This window comes from Xanthomonas vesicatoria ATCC 35937, from assembly GCF_001908725.1.
GTDB lineage: Bacteria > Pseudomonadota > Gammaproteobacteria > Xanthomonadales > Xanthomonadaceae > Xanthomonas > Xanthomonas vesicatoria.
In genome coordinates this window covers 2,756,333-2,778,187 of the sequence record NZ_CP018725.1, presented here as the reverse complement: position 1 = coordinate 2,778,187, position 21,855 = coordinate 2,756,333, and the positions used below count along the sequence as shown (strand labels likewise).

General features: G+C 65.1%; 13 protein-coding genes. 7 read left to right on the top strand and 6 right to left on the bottom strand.

Going from position 1 to position 21,855, the window contains the following annotated elements:
* Positions 1-164: 164 nt before the first annotated feature.
* Entirely contained in the window at positions 165-800 is a 636-nt protein-coding gene (locus tag BJD12_RS12030; RefSeq protein WP_005992589.1) for a thymidine kinase, read from the bottom strand.
* Between the two features lie 280 nt (positions 801-1,080).
* Between BJD12_RS12030 and BJD12_RS12025 the strand changes: the two genes are divergently transcribed.
* The 3 genes from BJD12_RS12025 (at position 1,081) to BJD12_RS12015 (ending at position 5,206) form a co-directional block, all read left to right on the top strand.
* Positions 1,081-3,057: a UvrD-helicase domain-containing protein gene (locus BJD12_RS12025; RefSeq protein ID WP_005992587.1), complete on the top strand. Its 1,977-nt coding sequence runs from the start codon at positions 1,081-1,083 to the stop codon at positions 3,055-3,057.
* 390 nt (positions 3,058-3,447) lie between these two features.
* Positions 3,448-4,023: a GNAT family N-acetyltransferase gene (locus BJD12_RS12020; protein ID WP_042828011.1), complete on the top strand. Its 576-nt coding sequence runs from the start codon at positions 3,448-3,450 to the stop codon at positions 4,021-4,023.
* Positions 4,024-4,171: 148 nt separating this feature from the next.
* Positions 4,172-5,206, top strand: coding sequence for a DUF4272 domain-containing protein (locus BJD12_RS12015; protein ID WP_042828021.1), 1,035 nt, complete (start codon positions 4,172-4,174; stop codon positions 5,204-5,206).
* Positions 5,207-5,505: 299 nt separating this feature from the next.
* Here the strand turns inward: BJD12_RS12015 and BJD12_RS12010 are convergent, their stop codons facing one another.
* Positions 5,506-6,171, bottom strand: coding sequence for a YceH family protein (locus tag BJD12_RS12010; protein ID WP_039422066.1), 666 nt, complete (start codon positions 6,169-6,171; stop codon positions 5,506-5,508).
* A gap of 292 nt (positions 6,172-6,463) precedes the next feature.
* Here BJD12_RS12010 and BJD12_RS12005 point away from each other — a divergent pair, with 292 nt between their 5' ends.
* Together BJD12_RS12005 and pyrF are read left to right on the top strand one after the other, a co-directional pair.
* Positions 6,464-7,408 carry a 5'-nucleotidase, lipoprotein e(P4) family gene (locus BJD12_RS12005; RefSeq protein ID WP_005992578.1) on the top strand — a complete coding sequence of 315 codons (945 nt, stop codon included), beginning with the start codon at positions 6,464-6,466 and terminating at the stop codon, positions 7,406-7,408.
* Positions 7,405-8,136, top strand: a complete 732-nt coding sequence (gene pyrF / locus BJD12_RS12000) for an orotidine-5'-phosphate decarboxylase (RefSeq protein ID WP_042828010.1) — start codon at positions 7,405-7,407, stop codon at positions 8,134-8,136. Before BJD12_RS12005 ends, pyrF begins: the two co-directional genes overlap by 4 nt.
* Positions 8,137-8,487: 351 nt before the next feature.
* On the opposite strand, the gene BJD12_RS11995 is transcribed toward pyrF, so the two are convergent.
* The 4 genes from BJD12_RS11995 to BJD12_RS11980 all read right to left on the bottom strand — a co-directional run bounded on the left by BJD12_RS11995 (position 8,488) and on the right by BJD12_RS11980 (position 17,725).
* Positions 8,488-10,008 (bottom strand): tryptophan halogenase family protein, encoded by a 1,521-nt coding sequence (locus tag BJD12_RS11995; protein WP_005992574.1) that lies wholly within the window; start codon positions 10,006-10,008, stop codon positions 8,488-8,490.
* Between the two features lie 108 nt (positions 10,009-10,116).
* Complete coding sequence (locus BJD12_RS11990) at positions 10,117-13,152, bottom strand: TonB-dependent receptor domain-containing protein (RefSeq protein ID WP_005992572.1); 3,036 nt, start codon at positions 13,150-13,152, stop codon at positions 10,117-10,119.
* A 321-nt stretch (positions 13,153-13,473) separates the two neighbouring features.
* On the bottom strand, positions 13,474-16,509 hold the full coding sequence (locus BJD12_RS11985; RefSeq protein WP_005992571.1) for a TonB-dependent receptor: 3,036 nt from the start codon (positions 16,507-16,509) through the stop codon (positions 13,474-13,476).
* Between the two features lie 163 nt (positions 16,510-16,672).
* Positions 16,673-17,725 carry a LacI family DNA-binding transcriptional regulator gene (locus BJD12_RS11980; RefSeq protein WP_005992570.1) on the bottom strand — a complete coding sequence of 351 codons (1,053 nt, stop codon included), beginning with the start codon at positions 17,723-17,725 and terminating at the stop codon, positions 16,673-16,675.
* A gap of 406 nt (positions 17,726-18,131) precedes the next feature.
* On the opposite strand from BJD12_RS11980, the gene BJD12_RS11975 reads away from it, so the two are divergent.
* Both BJD12_RS11975 and plsB read left to right on the top strand, forming a co-directional pair.
* Positions 18,132-19,106 carry a hypothetical protein gene (locus tag BJD12_RS11975; protein WP_039422050.1) on the top strand — a complete coding sequence of 325 codons (975 nt, stop codon included), beginning with the start codon at positions 18,132-18,134 and terminating at the stop codon, positions 19,104-19,106.
* Positions 19,106-21,766, top strand: a complete 2,661-nt coding sequence (plsB, locus tag BJD12_RS11970) for a glycerol-3-phosphate 1-O-acyltransferase PlsB (RefSeq protein WP_005992568.1) — start codon at positions 19,106-19,108, stop codon at positions 21,764-21,766. The genes BJD12_RS11975 and plsB overlap by 1 nt, the downstream gene beginning before the upstream one ends.
* Positions 21,767-21,855: the final 89 nt, after the last annotated feature.

The window sequence follows — 21,855 nt, the reverse complement described above, 5'->3', positions numbered from 1 at the left end:
CTGATCAAGGCGACGGATGATTCGTGCATTTGTGCCACACCGCGATCCACCTGGGATGGCGGCATCATGCCGCGGTTGGCGGCGTCGGCTAACGCTGCCGGTCGTCGGCCAGGCCAGGCCGAGCGATGCTGCTGCGTCGCCAGCGCCCGCAGGATGCCGCTAAATCAGGCCCCGGCAGACGGCAGCGGCAAGGCGATCTGCAGTGGGTCGATGCGCCCTTCGCCACGCATGATCTTCTTGAACTCGGGGCGGCTGACCGACACGTAACGCTCGTTGCCGCCGATCTCCACTTGCGGGCCGTCCTGTACCGCATGACCTTGCGCGTCAACGCGCACGGTCATGGTGGCCTTGCTGCCGCTATGGCAGATGGTCTTGATCTCTTCCAGTTCGTCGGCCCAGGCCAGCAGGAACTGGCTGCCCTCGAACAGCTCGCCGCGAAAATCCGTCCGCAGGCCGTAGCACAGCACCGGGATGCGCAGCCGGTCGACCACTTCGCTCAGCTGCCAGACCTGCGCGCGGCTGAGGAACTGCGCTTCGTCCACCAGCACGCAATGCAACGCTCCTTCGGCGGCGATGTCGCGTTCGACCAGCTGTTGCAGTTCGGTGTCGCGATCGAACGCGCGGCCGTCTGCGCGCAGGCCGATCCGCGATGCGACCACGCCGCTGCCGGCACGGTGGTCGAGCTTGGGCGTCAGGATCAACGTACGCATGCCGCGTTCGCGGTAGTTGTGCGCCGACTGCAGCAAGGTCGTGGTCTTGCCGGCATTCATCGCCGAATAATAGAAATAGAGCTTGGCCATCGGGCGATTTTACCGGGCCGGGCGGCCGCCTGCAGCGCGCAGTGTCGAACGGTGACGCTGGGCCATCCACGCTGCGGCGGCTGGAACGCTGCACCACAGCTGCGGGCGCGTGGTCGGATGGGCAAGGCCAACGCCAACGCGCGCAGTGGGTTGGCGCCGATGCTGTGCCGTGACCTACCCCCTTGGTACGAACGCGTCCGTCCCCCTGCCCAGCTGAACCCATCGCGCCGGCCAGCCGCAGGCCGCCCCGGTACAATGGCGCGCTCTGTCGGAAGCCTCTATGCACGGTCTCAATCCCCCGCAAAGCGCCGCAGTGCTGCACTGCGAAGGTCCCTTGTTGGTGCTGGCCGGTGCCGGCAGCGGCAAGACGCGCGTGATCGTGGAAAAGATCGCGCACCTGATCGCCACCGGGCGCTACCCGGCCAAGCGTATCGCCGCGATCACCTTCACCAACAAGTCGGCCAAGGAAATGCGCGAGCGTGTGGCCAAACGCATCCGTGGCGATGGCGCCGATGGCCTGACCATCTGCACCTTCCATGCGCTGGGGTTGAAGTTCCTGCAGATCGAACATGCCGCGGCCGGGTTGAAGCGCGGTTTCTCGATCTTCGATTCCGACGATGCCGCCGCGCAGATCAAGGACCTGATGCATGGCGCCAAGCCCGATGCGATCGAAGACGCCAAGAACCTGATCTCGCGCGCCAAGAATGCCGGTTTATCGCCGGAACAGGCGATGGCCGCAGCACGCAGTAACCGCGAGAAGGAAGCCGCCAGCCTGTACGAGCGCTACCAGGCGCGGCTGACCACCTTCAATGCAGTGGACTTCGACGATCTGATCCGCCTGCCGGTGCAGATCCTGGAAGCCAACGAAGAGATCGTGATGGGCTGGCGCGAACGCATCGGCTACCTGCTGGTGGACGAGTGCCAGGACACCAACGATGCGCAGTACCGGCTGCTGAAGATGCTGGCCGGCCCGCGCGGCAACTTCACCTGCGTGGGCGACGACGATCAGAGCATCTACGCCTGGCGCGGCGCCAACCCGGAAAACCTGCAGCAGATGGGGCGCGATTATCCGGCGCTGGAAATCATCAAGCTGGAACAGAACTACCGTTGCTCCAATCGTGTGCTGCGCGCGGCCAATGCCTTGATCGCACACAACCCGCACGAGCACTTGAAGACGCTGTGGAGCGACCAGGCCGACGGCGAACGCATCCGCGTGTGGGAGTGCCGCGACAGCGAGCACGAGGCGGAGAAAGTGGCGGCCGAGATTTCGTTCCTGGGCACTGCCAAGCAGGTGCCATGGAGCGATTTCTGCATTCTGTTCCGCGGCAATTTCCAGTCGCGACCGCTGGAAAAAGCAATGCAGCTCCTGCGCGTGCCGTACCACCTCACTGGCGGCACCGCGTTTTTGGAGCGGCAGGAGGTCAAGGATGTGCTGTCGTGGCTGCGGCTGATCGTCAACCCCGAGGACGACGCGGCGTTCCTGCGCGCAGTGCAATCGCCCAAGCGCGAAGTGGGGGCGACCTCGCTGGCACGGTTGGCCGAGCTGGCCAGTGCCAAGTCGGTACCGATGTCGCGCGCAGCCGAATCGATGGGCGCATTGCAGCATCTGCCGCCGCGCGCGGCCAATGGCTTGAGCGCCTTCACCGATATCCTGCGTGACATGCGCGAGCACTCGGCGAGCATGCCGGCTGGCGAGCTGGTGCGCATGTTGGCCGACAAGTCGGGCCTGCTCAACGACCTGCGCAATCAATCCAAGGACGAAACCGGCTTTCAACGCCGCAAGCGCAATCTGGACGAGTTGGCCGAGTGGTTCGAAGGCGGCCCGCGTGGCGCGAGCGCCAGCGATCTGGCCGCGCAGCTGGCGTTGCTGTCGCGCAACGACAAGGACGACGGCGGCAACCAGGTGCGCATGATGACCATGCATGCGTCCAAGGGCCTGGAATTCCGCTATGTGTTCATCGTCGGCTGCGAAGACGGCGTGCTGCCGCACGAAGTGAGCCTGGAAGAAGGCAATCTGCAGGAAGAACGCCGTCTGCTGTACGTGGGCATCACCCGCGCCAAGGAGCAACTGTGGATGAGTCACAGCAAGCTGACGCGCAAGTTCGGCGAGCATGTGCGGCTCAAGCCGAGCCGGTTCTTCGATGAGATTCCGGCCGAAGAACTGCAGCGCGATGGCGCCGACCCGGTGGCCGATGCCGAGCGCAAGAAAGAGCGCGCCAGTGCCGGGCTTGCGGCGATCCAGGCGTTGTTCGACTAGCAGCGACTGATCAGAGTGCTTGTCGTCGGTGAGCGCGGCCGGCGCTCGGTGCGTGGTGAGCGTTTGGCACCACGGTCTGCACGCGTCCAAGTAGTAGCGGCGATGTGTCGATCGTTGCAGGCGTGTCAGGTTCAACACTCAGGCCAGTAGCTGCTGCGCGTGAGCAGCATGCAGCATTGCACTGGCGGCGCGTCAGAGGGCAGTTGTCGAAAGACCTAGGCGTGGCTGCATGCGGCATGCTCTGCGGCCTTGACCGTCGACGTCGACGGTCAAGGTGGCGATACGTGCATGTACGGCGCTAATCCTCTACTGGAGTAGTGCCAGTTCCTGTCAGCTGTAACGCGTGCCGAGACTTGCCAGTCACACGCCTGCACGGCAGTCTGGTTTTCCCTGCTGCAGGAGTGCGCCGTGACTGTCGTGATCGAAACCCCACGCTTGCGCTTGCGCACGCTCGATCCCGAGCGCGATGCCGATGCGGTGCTGGTCTTGGTCAACGACCCAGGGTTTATTGCCGGCATCAACGACCGCGGCATCCGCACGCGCGAGCAGGCGCGCGATCATCTGCGCGATTGGGCGCAGGCGCACCAGGAAAAATACGGCTTTGCGCACTGGGCGGTGGAGACACGCGAGCAGGGGGCGTTTGCCGGCACCTTGGGCTTGTTGTGCCGCGAGACCTTGCCGATGCCGCATATCGGTTTCGCCCTGTTGCCGGCGTATCGCGGCAAGGGCTATGTGACCGAGGCCGGGCGTGCGGTGCTGGACTACGCGCGCGATGCGCTAGGGCTGTCGCAGGTGTGCGCGATCGTCTCGCCGGACAATCCCGATTCCATCCGCGCATTGGAAACACTCGGGCTGCACCTGCAAGGGGAACGGGTGCTGAGTCCCGGCGATGCCCCGGTGCTGTACTACACGATCGACCTGCGCGGCATGGATCGCCGGGCAGGGGCCGGCCTGTCTCCGGGCTAAGCGCGGTGCGCAGGACGGCTGCATCGGTCCAGGCGCGCGGTCGATATCGAAAGGGCCGCGCACCCCCGGATACTGCTGCGCCACCCGTCCACATCCCTCTGCCGACGACTCGCTAGGCTTGTCAGCTACTTTGAACAAGGACATCCGCATGCCATTGCTGGTCAATGCCTATTCCACGCTGCGCGAAGCCCTGTGGCCGGACTTTCTGCCGCACGCCGCCGTGCAGCATCGCGACCATGCCGATCCGGAACTGGCCAACCATCTGCATGGCTTTGTCGGCTATGTGAATCAGGCGGGCGACGGGCAGATGACCCAGGCGCGCTATCACCTGATGCGGCATGTGCAGCGGGTGCGGCAGCACTTCAGCTTCGAAGTCGACGACAGCGCGTTTGGCGATCTAGCGCAGTGGGCCGAGCAGGCCAATGCGGTGTGTTTTCTGGCAGATGGCAGCGTGCGCGACCCGCAGGGGCGGGTACTGATCAGCCAAGGCGAGCCGGCGCTCGATGATCAGGCGCAGGTGCCGTACCCGCCGGATGCGCTGGAGCGGCGAGCGCATCACCTGGCACAGCTGAGCGCACAGGGCATCCGCGTGCCACCGAGCTTGCCGCCGGTGGCCGGCGAGGGCGAAGCGCGGGTGCGCGATGCAGCGGCGGTGACGCAACGGATGTTGGCGTTGTTTGCGGTGGCTTTACGCGCGGAGATACTGGCCGCCGGCGATGCGCCACCGGCGTTGGACGAGGTAGAGGCGCGCCTGCCCGGCGTGACGGCTGCGCTGTCGCCGCAGGAGCGGGCCTTCTTCGCCGAGGCGCATCCGGAAGACCAGATGCTGGCCAACTTCGGCTGGCGTTACGAAAGCCTGGCCGTGTTGCAGTGGGCGCTGGGCCTGGCCGACACCTTGCCGCAGCCGACTGCCCTGTGCGACGTGCCGCTGGCCGCGCAGACGGCGCTGGATCATGCGCAGGCGCCTGCGCGCACGGCGCTGACACTGCGGCCGTTGCCCGAACTGTTGGATGCACTGGACCTGCATCTGCGTCTGCACTGGGCTGTGCGCCAGGCCGGTCACACCCACCAGGCACCTCCGGCCGACCTCGTGGCCGGGGTGGTGTACGAGCGCCACTACGCGCTCAACTGGCTGCTGCACTTCGAAGACGCGGACTGGGATGAGGTGGATACACCGACCTGAGGTCCGTGGCCTGACTGAGGCGAGGGCATCGGACTTGCCGGTCATGCATCGGCAACTGCGCGGCGCTTGGAATTGGGTTCACTGATCCAGCGCCAAGACCGAGAGCCCAATGCCGGAGCTGCGCCAAGCAGAGGATAGCCATTGACACCGCTGTGGCGATTGAGGCGCTGATGTCCTGCGCTGGCAGTGCGTGTCACGACGGTCCGGTTGTCTTGAGCATTACCTGTTCCGGTCTGCGAACGCCTTAAAGATCAACCGCAGTACTGCCACTGCGGTGATCGATCGACGCATCCCGCAGATCATGCGCCAGCCGCATCCAGTCGTGCCTGCAGCGTCGCCAGCGCGTCCTGCAGCTCGGCGACCGTGGTTTCCAGGCCCTGCACCCGCGCCTCCAGCGCAGCGGTGTCGGCGCCGCGCGGCGTGCTCTCGCGCGCTGCCGCAGCAGCCTGCAGCGCGTCGAGATCCAGCTCGCCGCTGAGCAGATGCATGTAGCGGTCCTCGCGCTGGCCGCTGGCGCGCGGCAGTTGTACCGCCAGGGTGCGCTGGATCAGCCGGTCCAGGTGATGACGCACATCGTCGGCATCGTTGAAGCGCGCCAGCCGCTCGCTGCGTGCGAACAGCTCGCCCAGGGTTTGCGGGCCGCGCAACAGCAGCAGGCCGATCAGGGCCACCTGCTGGCGGGTCAGGTCCAGCACGCTGCCCAGCTTGTGCTCGTAGCGTTCGGCGCGCGAGGAAAACTGCTGGCGCACCAGTCCCAGCGTTTCCAGCTGACGCAACGCGTGATGCACCACGCCGGTCTGCAGGTTCAGCACCGGCTCGCGGGCAGTCTTCTGATTGGCGGCCACCTGTGCGGCGTTGACCGTGAGCGGGTAGGCGTCCGGGGTGGTGGCCTCTTTCTCGATCAGGCAACCGAGCACGCGGGCCTGGGCGGTATCGAGAACGGGCGGGGGCGAGGTCTCTGTCATCGGTGACTCCGGGGCAATCAGCGCACAAGGATATGCTGATCCTGTGCCGGTGTTCTTTAAGGCTGTTGCGATCAGCCGGCGCGCGTCGCCAAGCGGTTGTGGAAGGCGACGCGGGCGCCATCGCAGCGATCGACGGCCACGCGTGTCCGCCCACGACAGTCATGCAGGGCCGATGCAGCGGCACCTGGCCATCGGTGCCTGTCGCCTCGATCGGCAATGCTGCCGGCAGCAACAGCGAGCGGCTTGGCGCGAACCCGTTAAAATCGCGGGCTTCATGACTGCTCCTGTTCTGGTGGATGCCATGCGCCCCTCGCTTTACGCCCCGTTGTCCCTGCTCGCCTGCACCGCGCTGGCCCTGAGCGCCTGCAAGCCCGGCCAGGAGGAGATGGGCCAGCGTGCGCATGCCGCTGCCGTGTCCGCCAACGCGACGCAGGCCTCCACGCCCGCTGCCGGCGCCATCCCGGCCGGCGACGACAATCTCAATGCAGTGCTGTGGATGCAGCGCTCGGAGGAATACCGCGCGGTTGCCGAGCAGACCTATCGTGCGGCGGCCGACAAGCTCGATGCCGCGCTCAAGCAACCCAACTGGGACGCGCTGGTGCCGGAAGAACGCGGTAATGCCGCTACCGGCCTGAAGCCCGCCGTGGTGCTGGACGTGGACGAGACCGTGCTGGACAACTCGCCCTACCAGGCGCGTCTGCTGCGCGATGGCAAGGAATACGACGAGTTGAGCTGGGACCAGTGGGTGGCCGAGAAGAAGGCCAAGCCGATTCCGGGCGTGGTGGATTTCGCCAAGGCCGCCAACGCCCGCAGCATCACCCTGATCTACATCTCCAACCGCGCCGTGCACCTCAAGGACGCCACCTTGGCCAACCTGCGCAGCGCCGGTCTGCCGGTGGCCGACGACAGCGTGTTCCTCGGCCTGGGCACGGTGGTGCAAGGCTGCGAGCAGAACGGCAGCGAGAAGAACTGCCGTCGTCAGCTGGCCGGGCAGAAATACCGTGTGCTGATGCAGTTCGGCGACCAGCTGGGTGATTTCGTGCAGGTCACCGCCAACACCAGCCAGGCGCGCGGCGCGCTGCTGCAGCAGTACCACGACTGGTTCGGCGAGCGTTGGTGGATGCTGCCCAATCCCAGCTATGGCGGCTGGGAGCCGGCACAATTCAACAACGATTATTCCCAACCCTGGCAGACCCGCCACGACGCCAAGCGCGCCGCACTGGAGCTTGCACGATGAGCCGTCCCCCCTTGCCGCTGGCCGCGCACGAGCGGCTGATCTTCGCGCTGGATGTGCCCGGACATGACGAGGCGATTGCCTGGGTCGACCGCCTGGGCGACGCGGTGGCGTTCTACAAGATCGGCATGGAGCTGCTGGCGTCGGGCGAGTACTTCCATGTGCTCGATGCCCTGGCCAAGCGCAACAAGCGCGTGTTCGTCGACCTGAAGTTCTTCGACATCCCCGCCACCGTGGCCGGCACCATCCGCCGCCTGTCGCAGTGGCCGGTGAGCTATTGCACCGTGCACGGCTGGCACGCCGGCATGCTGCAGGCCGCCGCTGAAGCCAACCAGGGCGACATGCGTTTACTGGCGGTGACCGTGCTGACCTCGATGGGCCGGCCGGACCTGGCCGCGATGGGCATCGACCGCGAACCGGTGGACGTGGTGGTGGAGCGCGCGCTAGCCGCCCAGGCCGCCGGCATCGACGGGGTGATCGCCTCCGGCCAGGAAGCCGGCCCGATCCGCCGCGCCACCGGCCCGGCCTTTTCAATCGTCTGCCCCGGTATCCGCCCGGGCGGCCCGGTCGGCGACGACCAGCAACGCACCGTCGGCGTGGCGCAGGCCTTCACCGATGGTGCCGACGCGATCGTCGTCGGCCGGCCCATCCGCCTGGCTGCCGACCCGGCAGCCGCTGCCAGCGCCATCCAGGCCGAAATCCGCGCGGCAGTGGTCCAGCACCGGGACTGACAGCGCCTGGGGCCATGACTTGACGGATCCAGGCCCAACGAAATCAATAAGTTAAATGATGGGAATTAAAGTGTTGCTTTAACGTTAAGGGCTGGGTACGATGCCGGCGTCCGATGTCAGTCGGAAGTTGTGCCACTCATTGTCCACCGGGCTTGTCCCGGTTTTCGAAGGGATCGGGCCTTGTGCCCGATCCTTTTTTTTGCGTGTCGCCCGTCGCCGCTGCGCCGCTGCCGCCATCCGATTGCTTCCTGTGCTTGAGGCGTGTCTTCGGCACATCGCACACGCTCCGGCACTACCTCGCCAAGTCGTAAGGGGACCGCCTTTGGCCGGTACCGGGCGCTGCGCCGGCGCTCAACGCGCCGGTGCGGCCTTGCAGTAGCGGTCGATGAACTGCTGGTGGGTCGGCATGACGTCCACGCAGTGGCTGATGGTCTGCGCCACGCTGGACAAGAAGCCTTCGGCGTCGGTGTCGGGCACCTGGTCCACCAGCGGGTGGTAGCCGGTCGGCAGGATGCCCTGGCCTACCATCACCTGCACCCAGCTGATCTCGGCAAACATCTCCTCGGCATTGCGGTAGAAGCGCCCGCTGTCGCGGAACAGGTCCAGCGTGGTCTGTAGTTCCGGGGTGATCGGCATGTGGCGGCAATGCCGCCAGAACGCGCTGTCGTCGCGCTCGGTGGCGTGATAGTGCAACAGCAGGAAATCGCGGATGCGGTCGAACTCGAATGCCAGCCGGTCGTTATAGCGCTGCACCAGCACCGGGCTGATGCCCTCGCGGGGGAACAGCTCCAGCAACCTGGAAATGCCGGACTGGATCAGATGGATGCTGGTCGATTCCAACGGCTCCAGGAACCCGCTGGCCAGCCCCAGCGCGACCACGTTGCGATTCCAGAACTGCTTGCGCCGCCCGGTAGTGAAGCGCAGCGGGCGCGGGTCACCCAAAGGCCTGCCATCGAGGTTGGCGAGCAAGCTGGCGGCGGCTTCGTCGTCGCTGATGTGCGCGCTGGAATACACATAGCCGTTGCCAGTGCGGTGCTGCAGCGGGATCCGCCATTGCCAGCCGGCCGCGCGCGCAGTGGAGCGCGTGTACGGCGTCGGTGGGCCTACTTTTTCGCAGGGCACCGCCAGTGCGCGATCGCATGGCAGCCAGCGCGTGAAGTCGTGGTACCCGGTATGCAGCGCGTCTTCGATCAACAGCCCACGAAAGCCCGAGCAATCGATAAACAGATCGCCAGCGATGACCTGGCCGGACGCCAGCTGCAACGACACCACATGGCCCGACTCGGGATGCAGTTGCACCTGGTCCACCATGCCTTCGATGCGACGCACGCCGCGTGCTTCGGCAAACCCACGCAAGAAGCGCGCGTACAGCGAGGCATCGAAGTGATAGGCGTAGGCGATATTGGCCAGCGGCGAGTTGGCCGGCACATCGCCGGCCGAGGTCATGAACTTGCCGCGGGCGGCGGCCACGGTGTTGAGCGTGTAGGCGCCCAGCGGCTGCGCCTTGCCGCGCGCGTGCTGCTTGATCCAGTACTGATGGAACGGCAGCAGCCCGAGCGGATGGCCGATCTGGCTACCGAACCCATGGATATATGAAGTCCCTGGCCGTTGCCAGTCGACGAATTCGATACCCAGCTTGAAGCTGCCCTGGGTCTGGCGCACGAACTCGGCCTCATCGATGCCGAGCAGGTTATTGAAGGCCTTGATGTGCGGCACGGTGGCTTCGCCCACACCCACGGTGCCGAGCTGCTCGGATTCGATCAGCTGCACGTTGAAGGTGGGGCCCAGCACGCGCGCGAAGGCGGCGGCCGCCATCCAGCCGGCGGTGCCGCCACCGACGATGACGATGTTGCGAAGCGGAGCGGGGATCATGCCTGCACGTTCCTGATCAAGAGGGGACGAACAAACGAACGGGGCCAGCTGGCCCCGTTGCGAAAGACCACACGCGCGCAGCCGCACGCGTGTGGCGATGACGATCAATCAGAACTTGGCGCCGAGTTCCAGTACCACGCTGCGCGGCACATAGTTGATCTCGCCGGTGGTGTTGAGGCTGATATCCGGGTCGAACTGCCCATTGCTGCCGAAGCTGTTGTAGGCGTACGCGCTGTAGTTCTTGAAGTTGAACGCGTTGAGCAGATTCACGCGCGCGTTGAGCTTGAAGTCCCCGACCACGGTGAACTCCTTGGTGGCCTGGAAGTCCACCGTGCGGTAGCCCCAGATATCGCCACCGACCAGGAACTTGCCGCTGCCCGGCGGGGTGACACCGACCTGCTGGCAGGTCGCGCCATCGGGATCGGTGAAGCCGAAGCAGGCGATCGTGTTGATCGGCTCGGGCGTTGCCAGCACCAGCTTGGCGCCCAGCGTCACACCCCAAGGGATATCGATCGAGCCGGACGCCACGAAGCGATGTGCGGCCACGGCATCAGACTTCACGAACGGATAGCCGCGGATGGTCGCCTTGTCGAAACCGTACGGCTCATCGATGTTGCGGTTCTGGCGCGCGCTGGTGTGGGTGTAGGACAGGGTCAGGCCCCAACCGGATTCCTTGGTGTACGGCTTGTCGGCCGATAGCAAGACCTGGCTGTTGCGCTGCTCCAGGCCGTTGCTGCCCAGAATGGTGTTCTGGTAGCCCGGCACCGGCTCGCCCCACGGCACGTTGCCGTTCTGGAAGTAGGAGCCATCCGGATAGCGGTTGATCAGGCCCATCGCAAAGCCGTCGTAGCTCAGGATGCGCTGGAAGGTCACATCGGTCAGCCAGTCGCCCACCTGGTTGGTGATGCCGATGCTGTACTGGTCGCTGTACGGCGTCTTGAGCTTGTTGTTGAACATGAACAACTCGGCGCTGCCAGCGACACCGGGAATGGTATTGAGCTGATCGATGCCGTTGAGATAACGCGGGTCGAACGCAACGCACGTGCGGTCTGCGCGATAGCACTGCTGGGTTGCCGGGTTTTCGAAATACACCGCCACTGGCGACAACGCCGCCTTGCTGGTTTCCAGGGCCAGCTGCTCGAACAGGTTGCGGTCGTACGAACGCGCGGCACCGCCATGCAGGATGGCGGCCTCGTCACCGAAGAAGTCGTAGGAGAAACCGAAGCGCGGCGCCCAGGCATCCTTGAAGTTCTTGCGGTTGTTGCCGGTGCTGATGTAATCGGCCACGTTGATGCCGCTGGGCAGCAGACGGTTGGCCCATGGCTGACCGGGGTTTTCCGCATCGTTGGCGTACAGCGCGTCGACGAAGACCTGCGAGGTCACGAAGTCGGTGTAGGCCGGTGTGTCCTCGTAATCCCAGCGCACGCCGATGTTGATCATCAGCTTGTCGGTGGCTGCCCAATCGTCCTGCAGATAGATGCCGTACTGCTTGGACGGTGATACCACCGTCGCCCGCTGGCCGGGCGTGGTGTAGGGCGCAATGAAGTCGACGCGATACGGCGTGGATTCCACGCTGCCGCCGTTGACGCGGTAGCTGAACTGCGGATTCAGCGCGGCCGCGTCCTGCGAGGTCAGCTCGATGTCCTTGTAGTTCACACCCATCTTGATGGTGTGTTCGCCGTGCCACTGGAAGCTGGTGAAGGTCAGGTCGTTCTGCAGGAACCAGCCCTTCTGGCTCTTGCGCTGCGCATTCGCGCCACCGGCCGAACCGGTGGTCAGGAAGGTGCGCTCATCGATATCGGTGGAGCCGGCACGCGGCTGGAAATACGTGTAGACGATGCCGTTGCCCAGCGTGCGCGGGGTCGGGTTGTTCTCCGAGTTTTCGGTGCCGACGATGACCTCGTTGAACCAGTTGTCGGCACTGTGCTGCCAACGCAGGTTGGTGCGCTTGTCCTTGTTGATCTTGTCGGTGGCCTGCGCCAGCGTATTCGTGCCGCCGACATTCGCGGTCTGGGTTTCGTCGCGGTAGATCGTGCTCAACTCGATGCGATCGCGATCGGTGGGCTCGAAATCGATCTTGCCGAAGAACAGATCCTCTTCAAACGGCATGTTGGCCGGGCCGTACTGGCTGGCCAGGTTGGACGGCAGCTGGTTGACGAAGGTGGCCGCCTCGGCGCTCGGCTGCACGCTCTTGGGCGCAACGTTTTCCTTGCCTTCGTAGGCGACGAAGAAATGCATGCGGTCCTGGATGATCGGACCACCCAACGCAAACCCGTATTCCTTGGTCTGCGAATCGATCTTGCCGTTCTCTTCTTCGTCGGGCCGCTTGTCGCGCAGGTCCTGGTCGGTGTAGCGGTAGAACACTTCGCCGTGCAGCTCGTTGGTACCGGACTTGGTCGCCGCTGTGATCGCCGCACCACTGATCTGGCCGTATTCGGCCTTGTAGTTGGAGGTGATCACCTTGTACTCGCCGATGGCGAGCTGCGGGAATGGATTGCCCTGCGTGTCGCTCTGGCCGGCGACGCCACCGCTACGCACGTAACTCTTCTGGCCTACGCCGTCGATATACAGATTACCGGCGCTGGCGTTGGACGCACCGCCGCGCAGCTTGGTGTTGCCGTTGCCATCGACCTGAAACACCATGCCCGGCACGGTATCGGCAAACTCCAGGAAGTTGCGCGTGGCCTGCGGCAACTGCTGGATCTGCCGTGCAGAAATAGTGTTGCCCACTTCGGACGTCTTGACGTCACGAATCATCGGCGCGCTGACCGTCACCGTGTCCAGTGTGGTCGCATCACCAGCAGGTGCTGCGGCCGTCTCATTGCCAAGATCCACCGTGGCGCTGGAGGCCACAGACAAGGTCACCGTGCGGCTGATGCCGTTGGATTCGACGGTGTAGGTGCCCGGCTGCAACCCGACGATGGTGTAGTTGCCGTTCGCATTGACCGGCGCACGTCGCACCGAGCCGGTGGCGACATTGGTGACGACGACTTCGCTTCCGCTCTGCGCGGAGGCGACCTGGCCGCGCAACGTGGCGTTGCTGGACTGGGCCATGGCCGGGGTGGTGGCGAACAACGAGGCGGCCAGGGCGCAGCACAACAGGCTGCGCGCCGGCAGGGTGGAGACGGTACGGTGCTTCTTCATGACTTTCCCCCTCCCAGGGGTAAAGCGCGAACCAGTGGAGTGACTGGCGCGTCGAGGTTGGTACTTTGATGTGAGTGATACGGAGACAGCGGGCAACAGCAACAAACGACAGCAACTGCAAACAAAGACCGCAAGGAGCAGAAAAGCGGTTGGAACACGCGGCGCGCGTGATGCATGCGCACTGCGGTATGCGTATCGGATGCGCCGCTCGGCACCAGTAAACGTTACCAGTCCAAGACGTCACCATTTCCGTGCGCAGGAAGACACAAGCATGCAAAACCCGCGGTCTGCAACAGCCGGTGTTGCAGACGCAGGGCCGGCTTACCAGATAATGCGGGCGCTCAAGAACAGGGTGCGCGGCGGGGTGGAAATCGCGCCGTACTGGTTGATGCTCACGCGCGGGTTGTACACGCCGGCATCGCCCCAGTCGATGGCGTACTGATCGTAGTTGCGGAAGTTCAACGCATTGATCAGATCGCCGCGCACCTGCACGGTGAGTGCGTCGGTGACATGCATGTCCTTGGACAACGACAGATCCAACTGGCGCGTGCCGAAGATGTCGCCGCCGGCCAGGAACTTGCCACCGGGTGCGTCCACCGACACGATGCGGATGTTGTCCGAGCTCGGGCCGCCGTACTGGTCGAACGACACCGCCTCGTTGCGCGGCGCTACCGTGGCCAGCGTCAACTTGGCCGAGGCGCTGATGCCCCAGAACAGATCGTAGATCCCGGTGACCACCAGTCGATGGCGCGGTACCGAGTTCAGATCAAGGAACGGGTAGTTGGCGATCGTGGCTGCATCGAAGCCGTACTGATCGTCGTTGCCGCGGTTGCCGCGTGCGCGCGAGAACGTGTACGCCGCGGTCAGGCCCCAGCCGCTTTCCTTGGTGTAGGCCTTGTCGGTGGACAACAGCAACTGCGCGGTCTTGGTTTCGACCCCGTTGTTGCCGATGATCAGGTTGCCGAAGCCCGCCGGTGACTGGGTCCACGGCTGCGCACCGGCCTGGAAGAAATCGCCATTGGGATAGCGATTGCCAAGGGTCAGGATCAAGCCGTCCTTGCTATGGATGTAGGACACCGTACCCGAGTTGCTCCACTCGCCCACGCGTGTGCGCAGGCCGATTGAATACTGGTCCGAATACGGCGTCTTCAAATCGTTGTTGAGCAGGTCGATCTCGCCGTTGCGCACACGCGCATCGACCAAACCGCTCAAACTGTCCGGGTTGCTGACAAAAGATGGATTGAAGTTGGTGCAGGTGCCCGGCGCCGGCGTGCAACCGGAGGATTCGACAAAGCGGACGGTGTACTGCGACAGCGCCGACTTGACCTGCTCCAGGCCCATGATGTCGAACAGGTTGCGGTCGTAGCTGCGCCCGGCACCGCCGAACAGCACCAGCGATTCGTCACCACGGAAGTCATAGGAAAAACCAAGGCGCGGCGCGAAGTTGTTGTTGTCCTGTTTGCGATTACGGCCGTTGCTGATGTAGTCGTTGATGTTCACGCCACCCTTGGCCAGTTGTTCGGCATAGGTGGCGCTGACCGCCGGGTCGGTGCCCGGGCCGTTCAAGGCGGCGATCACTTCCGGCGGGGTCACGTTGTCCAGGTAGGACGGAATCTTTTCGCCATCCCAGCGCACGCCAATGTTCAACTGCAGCTTGTCGTTGACGTCCCAGTCGTCCTGCAGGTACAGGCCCAGCTGTTTGCTGGTGGTGGTCACCGACGGCGCGGCGCCGGCAAACGGCAGATTGAAGCGCACCTGATAGGGAATGGGCGCGGTGCCAGCACCATCGGCCACCGCGTAGTAGAACGACGGGTTGGCCGCAGAATTTTCGCTCTGCGTCAGTTCCACTTCCTTGTACTTCACGCCCATCTTGATGACGTGACTGCCGTGCCACTCGATGTTGTTGAAGGTCAGGTCGTTCTGGAAGCTGGGTCCTTTCTGGCCCTTGCGCTGGATCGCCAGGCCGCTGGTGGCGTCGTCGTTGAGCAACACATCGTCTTCAGCGGTGCCGCGCGTGTACACGGTCTGGCTGCCGATGGTGTAGGCGGTCGGGTTGAACAAGACGTCCTCGTACGACACCCGCGCTTCGTTGACGTAGTTTTCGCCGAAATGCTGCCAGCGCAGGTCGTAGCGTTCTTCGGAATTGAGATTGGTCTTGGCGGCGATGGCGGTGTTCTGGTCGCCCACGCTGTCGCGACTTTCTTCGTCGCGCACCTTGGCGGTGAGCTCCAGGCGATCGTTGTCGCCGATGTCCCAGTCGATCTTGCCGAAGTACAGGTCTTCGTTGAACGGACGGGTGACCGAGCCCAGACGGCTCTGCACGCCGGCCGGCAAATCGTCGCTCAGTGCGCTGAAGGCGTCCGGCACCGCGACCGGGTTGGCCGAGACCTCAAAGCCCTTGCCTTCGTAGCTGAAGAAGAAATGCGCCTTGTCCTTGACGATCGGCCCGCTCAGTGCAAAGCCGTATTCGTCCTGGTGGGTCTTGCGCTTGTTGCCGTCGGCATTGGGCGCGCCGGCACGCTCGTCGGCCTGGCGCGCGCGGAAATCGGTGTTGGTGGTGCGCCCGAAGATCTCGCCGTGGAATTCGTTACCACCAGATTTGGTGGACGCCACGATCGCCGCCGACCCCACCTGGTCAAACTCGGCCTTGTAGTTGGAGGTGATGACCTTGTACTCGCCGATCGCCAACTGCGGGAACGGGTTGCCCGCGCTCTGCTGCTGGCCGGAGACGCCACCGAACAGGTAGCTCTTCTGGCCCACGCCATCGATATAGACGTTGACTGCCGAGCTGGCCTGCGCACCGCCGCGGATGCGGCTGTTGCCGTTGGCATCGGTCTCGAACTGCATGCCCGGCACGGTGTCGGCGAATTCCAGGAAGTTGCGCGTCAGCTGCGGCACCGTGTTGATCTGCTTGAGCGAGATGTTGGTGCCCACCTCGGAGGTTTTGACCTCCTGCAGCGTGGTGGCGGTGACCTGCACCGCGTCCAGCGTGGTGGCATCGCCCGCAGGTGCCGCCGTTGCATCGCCACCGCCGCCCAGATCCAGGCTGACCGACGAAGCCACCGACAGGGTCACGGTTTTCTCGGTACCTGGGCCGGCATCCACCTTGTAGGTGCCCGGCGGCAGGCCGACCAGCGCATAGGTGCCGTCCGCACCGGTGGTCGCCCGTCGCACTGCGCCGCTGGCGACGTTGGTCGCGGTCACGGTGGTGCCTGCCTGGGAGGTGGCGACCTGCCCGCGCAAGGTCGCGTTGCTGGACTGGGCCATCGCCGGCGCGGCGGACAACAACGAAGCGGCGAGCGCGCAGCACAGCAAGCTGCGGGCCGGCAGGGTGGACACAGTGCGGTAGGTCTTCATGACTTCCCCCTCCCAGGGGTCAGGCGCGTACCGGCAAAGTGGTCGGCGTGGCGCGGGTGATGCGTTTTTCAAGGACGACAGAGCGGCAACAAACGAGCGGCAGGCGTTATAAAAAACATAAGAAAGTGTAAATAATTAGTGAAGATGCGAGATGGCGCAGTGTTTAACCGTCGGATGCGCCACGTGGGGCACTGGACGCACGCACAATCAGCTCTGGCACCATTTCCGAAAACGCCGGCGGCGCGGCATCGGCAGCCGGCGCCGGCGCATCCACCAACTGCTGCCCCAACAGCAGGCGCAACGCGCGGGCGCCGAGCCCTGCAATATCCACGCGCATGGTGGTCAGCGCGGGCAGCACGTAACGCGCCATCGGCACATCGTCGAAGCCGGCCAGCGCGATGTCGTGCGGCACCTTCAACCCGGCATGGCCAAGCGCGAACAGGCAGCCCAGCGCCATCATGTCGTTGGCAGCAAACACCGCATCCGGGCGTGCGTCCTGTGCCAGCACCTGGCCGGCGCGGTAGCCGGATTCTTCGTCAAAGTTACCGGGCAACACCCACGGCTGCGCATCCGCGTCCAGCGCCAACTCGTCGCGATAGCCACGCAGGCGCTCGTGCGCGTCGAAGTTGTCGTCAGGGCCGGCGATGAAGGCGATGCGGCGGTGGCCGCTGTCGCGCAGGTGGCGTGTCATCACCCGCGCGCCGCCGTAGTTGTCGACATTGAGCACCGGGCGCTGGCTGGCGCTGCCGGCGCAGTTGAGCAGTACCGCCGGCAGGCCGCCAGGCAATGCGTCTTCATGCACGCCCGAATCTCCCAGCGACGGCGACATCACCACCACGCCGTCCACGCGCCCAGGTAGGCGCTCGAGTGCGCGACGCTGCGCCTGCGGGTCGCCGTGCGAACTGGATACCAGTAAGTGGTAGCCCTGGTCGCGCGCCACCTGATCGATGCCGCGAATCAATTCGGAAAAGAACTCGCCATGCAAATCCGGCAGTACCACACCGATGGTATGGGTGCGACGGCTGCTCAGGCTGCGCGCAGCGTGATGGGGGATGTAATTCAGTGCCCGCGCCACTTGCAGTACGCGCTCGCGCACCGACTCAGCCACATGCTGATGCCCGTTCATGGTGCGCGACACCGTGGCCACCGACACCTGCGCCTCGCGCGCCACATCCTTGATGGTGACGCTGCCGCCTTCCGAACGGGGCCGACTCATGGGGCTTTCTCCAAAACAAGGCGGTGGCGACCGCACGCCCGCACAGGGCGCACGGTCCGCTGGCGCAGAACGTTCGTGTCGCACAGGCTCATGAATGTCATCGGCCCCATCCGATGGCGACCTCGAAGCGAGATGGCGCGCACGCTAGCAGGAACTGCAAGCGCTTACATGATGCGCTGCACCATTCGGTCAAACATAGCTGGGACAAGGGCTGCGACCTGATGCGTGGACAAAGTTGTCCGAATGAGACAACAGCAGCCAATGTCGGACACCGGCTGACATCGTGCGGGAAACTACGAAAACGTAACATCTTCGGACCATACCGGGGCGCACGGGCGAGCTGCGCCTTGCCGCCGATGCATTCAGACAGCAAGATGCGCCGATCGATCAGGGGAACATCGTGCGCATGTCGTCATTTACCGTCCGCGCCGGCCGGTGTCAGTCCATCGCGTGGATGCTGTTGGCTGCGCTATGCGTTGGCGGCTGCCAGCGCAACGACACCGCCGCCCCCTTGCCCGGTGCCAAGGCCGAGCCAGCCGCCGCGATGCAGTCGATGACCCTGCCGCTGCGGCGCAACGATCTGGTCGCCTATGCGCGGATCCGGGTAACGCCTGCGCAATACACCCAACTGGAAGCGGCCTGGCGCAGTGGTGCCAGCCGTTGGCCGCTGACCGAGTTGCCGTTACCCAATGAAGTCGGTGCGCTGCTGGGGTCGTTGTCGGCGCCCGATGCCGAGCGCCGACTGCAGCAGGCCTTTGACGCGCAGCTGGCCGGGCAGTCGCGCGGCATCGCCCAGGCGGCGCAGTCGCTGGGCCAGTTCGGCGTGCAATACCTGCGCAGCCGCAGCGATTACCAGCCCGAGCAGCGCGCCCATTACGTGCAGTTGGTCGACGCGCTGAGTGCCTGGGCCGCCACCGCGCCGCTGGCCGATCGCCCGCGCGCCAAGGCCAGCATCTCCGATCTGGTGGCGGCGGCCCGCGCCACCGGCATCACCTCTGACGCCGACCTGCAGCGGCTGGGCATGGAGGAAAGCCTGCGCCGGCTGGGACCTTTCTGGGCAGCGTGCAAGAAGGTGCTGGAGCGCTACGACCTGTCGATCGACACCAGCCTGGATGCGCTGCGCACCGGGTTGATCAAGCAGGACGGCGACAGCGCTCAGGTGCGGTTGCGGTATCCGCTGGCCGCGCATGCCATCGACCTGACCGTGGCGCTCATCAAGCGCGATGGCCACTGGTACCAGCAGCAGACCCAGAACGAGGTCCAGGCACTGCTCGACGCCATGCCGGCTCCGCCCCTACCTGACGCTGCGGCAGCTCCCGATACGGCGCCGGCACCGCCGGCACCCGCCACGGGCGCCGGGCAACGCCCGGCTGGGCGATAATGACCGCGATGCCAGAACAGAATCCCCTGCCGTTTCCAGACGGCCAGCCTGCCCCGACCACCCCTACCGCTGCCGACCCCGGCGCGAGTGCGGCTGCCTTGTCGTCGCCCTCCGCCGTTGTGACGCCAGAGGCGGCGCCGGCAGCGCTGCTGGCTACTGCGCGTCAGGCCAAGCGCCCGTGGTGGGCGCGCCTGCTCGGCCGCCTGGCCGACCCGTGGTTGAGCCTGACCATCGAGCCTGAGCAACCCGGGCGCTATGACGACGGCAAGCCGGTGGTCTATGTGCTGGAAGACTACGGCCTGTCCAATGCGCTGATCCTGGACAAGGCCTGCCGCGAAGCCGGCCTGCCCTCACCCCTGGTGCCGCTGCCGGGCGACCCGCTGGAGCGTAAGCGCGCCTATCTGGCGCTATCGCGGCGCAGCAGCAGCAACTCGCTGATCCCCGAGCAGCGCGGTGGCAAGACCCATTCGGACTCGCTGGCCAAGTTGCTGCAGGCGCACCGCGTGCGCGCCGACCTGGACGTGCATCTGGTGCCGGTGTCGATCTTCGTCGGCCGCGCGCCGGACAAGCAGAGCGGCTGGTTTGCGGTGCTGTTCTCGGAAAACTGGGCGTTGGTCGGCCGCTTCCGTCGCCTGCTGTCGGTGCTGCTCAATGGCCGCACCACCATCGTGCGTTTCGCGCCGCCGATCTCGCTGCGTCAGACCATGGCCGAAGGCCTGCCGCCCGAGCGCACCCTGCGCAAATTGCAGCGCGTGCTGCGCACGCATTTCCGGCGTATCCGCGAGGCGGTGATCGGGCCGGATCTGTCCACCCGCCGCCTGCTGGTGGACCAGGTGCTGGCCGCCGAGTCGGTACGCGAAGCCATCGCCATCCAGGCCAAGCGCGACAATTCCAAGCCGGTCGATGCCTGGCGCAAGGCGCACGCCTACGCCTGGGAAATCGCCGCCGACTATTCCAGCCCGGTGGTGCGCTCGGCCAGCTTCCTGCTCACCCACGTGTGGAACCGCATCTACGCCGGCGTGCTGGTGCATCACCTGGACAAGCTCAAGCAGGCCGCACCCGGGCACGAAGTGGTCTACGTGCCCAGCCACCGCAGCCACATGGATTACCTGCTGCTGAGTTACCTGTTGTACGAACGCGGCATCGTGCCGCCGCATATCGTGGCCGGCATCAACCTCAATCTGCCGGTGGTGGGCACGCTGCTGCGCAAGGGCGGCGCGTTCTTCATCCGCCGCTCGATCAAGGGCAACGCGTTGTATTCGGCAGTGCTGAGCGAATACGTCGCGCAGCTGGTGGCCGGCGGCTATTCGATCGAATACTTCGTCGAAGGCGGGCGCTCGCGCACCGGGCGTCTGCTGCAGCCCAAGGGCGGCATGATCGCCATGACACTGCGTGCCTACCTGCGCCAGCCGCGCAAGCCGGTGCTGTTCCAGCCCGTGTACATCGGCTACGAGAAGCTGATGGAAGGCAACAGCTATCTCGACGAGCTCACCGGCCGGCCGAAGGAGAAGGAATCCATCTGGGGCCTGCTGTGGTCGATCCCCAAGGTGCTCAAGCAGAACTACGGCCAGGTGGTGGTGAACTTCGGTGAACCGATCGCGCTCAACGATGTACTGGCCAAGCACGCCCCGGATTGGGACGGCGAGCCGCTGCCGGAAGACGCCAAACCCAGCTGGCTGGCACCGGCGGTGGACACCTTGTCCACGCAGATCCAGACCCGCATCAACTGCGCCGCCGACGTCAACCCGATCAACCTGCTGGCGTTGGCGCTGCTGTCCACGCCCAAGCACGCGATGGGCGAGGCCGACCTGATTGCGCAGATCGAGTTGTGCAAGAAGCTGCTGGCGGAAATGCCGTATTCGGACCGCGTCACCGTCACCCCGCACACCCCGGCGCGCATCATCACCCACGCCGAAGAGATCAACGTGCTCACGCGCGTGTCGCACCCGCTGGGCGACGTGCTCAGCGTCAGCGGCGATACCGCGGTGTTGCTGAGCTACTTCCGCAACAACGTGCTGCACCTGTTCACTGCGTCCTCGTGGGTGGCGTGCTGCTTCCAGAACAACCGCCGCATGAGCCGCGCCGGTCTGATCCGCCTGGGTCGTACGGTCTATCCGTTCCTGCAGGCCGAGCTGTTCCTGCCATGGAGCGAAGACCGTTTTGCCGAGCGCATCGAGCAGACCATCGACATGTTCGTACGCGAAGGCCTGTTGCTCAACGTCACCGACGACGACGGCATCCTGACGCGCAACACCGGGCAGACCGACGAGGTATTCCGTCTGCGCGCCATCGGTCACTCGTTGCAGCAGGCATTCGAGCGCTATTACATCGCCATTTCGGTGCTGGTGAAGAACGGCCCCGGCGTACTCGGTGCTGGCGAACTGGAAAGCCTGTGCCAGCAGGCCGCGCAGCGTCTGAGCCTGCTGTACGCACCGGCCGCTCCGGAGTTTTTCGACAAGACCCTGTTCCGCAGCTTCATCCAGAAACTGCGTGAGCTGCGCCTGGTGTGGCCGGACGAGAACAGCAAGTTGCTGTTCGACGAACGCCTGGATGCATGGGCCAAGGATGCCAAGTTCATCCTCGGCCGCGAACTGCGCCACACCATCGAACGGGTCAGCCCGGAGGCGGTCAAGCCGGGTGTGGTGCTGCCGCCGGAGTGAGGCAGCTGTCGTGGCGGTAAGAGCCGCCGGTTCGGTCGAGTGGGAAACGGTGCGACATCGCGCGCTGCAGGGCAGCGGCAGCAAACCGA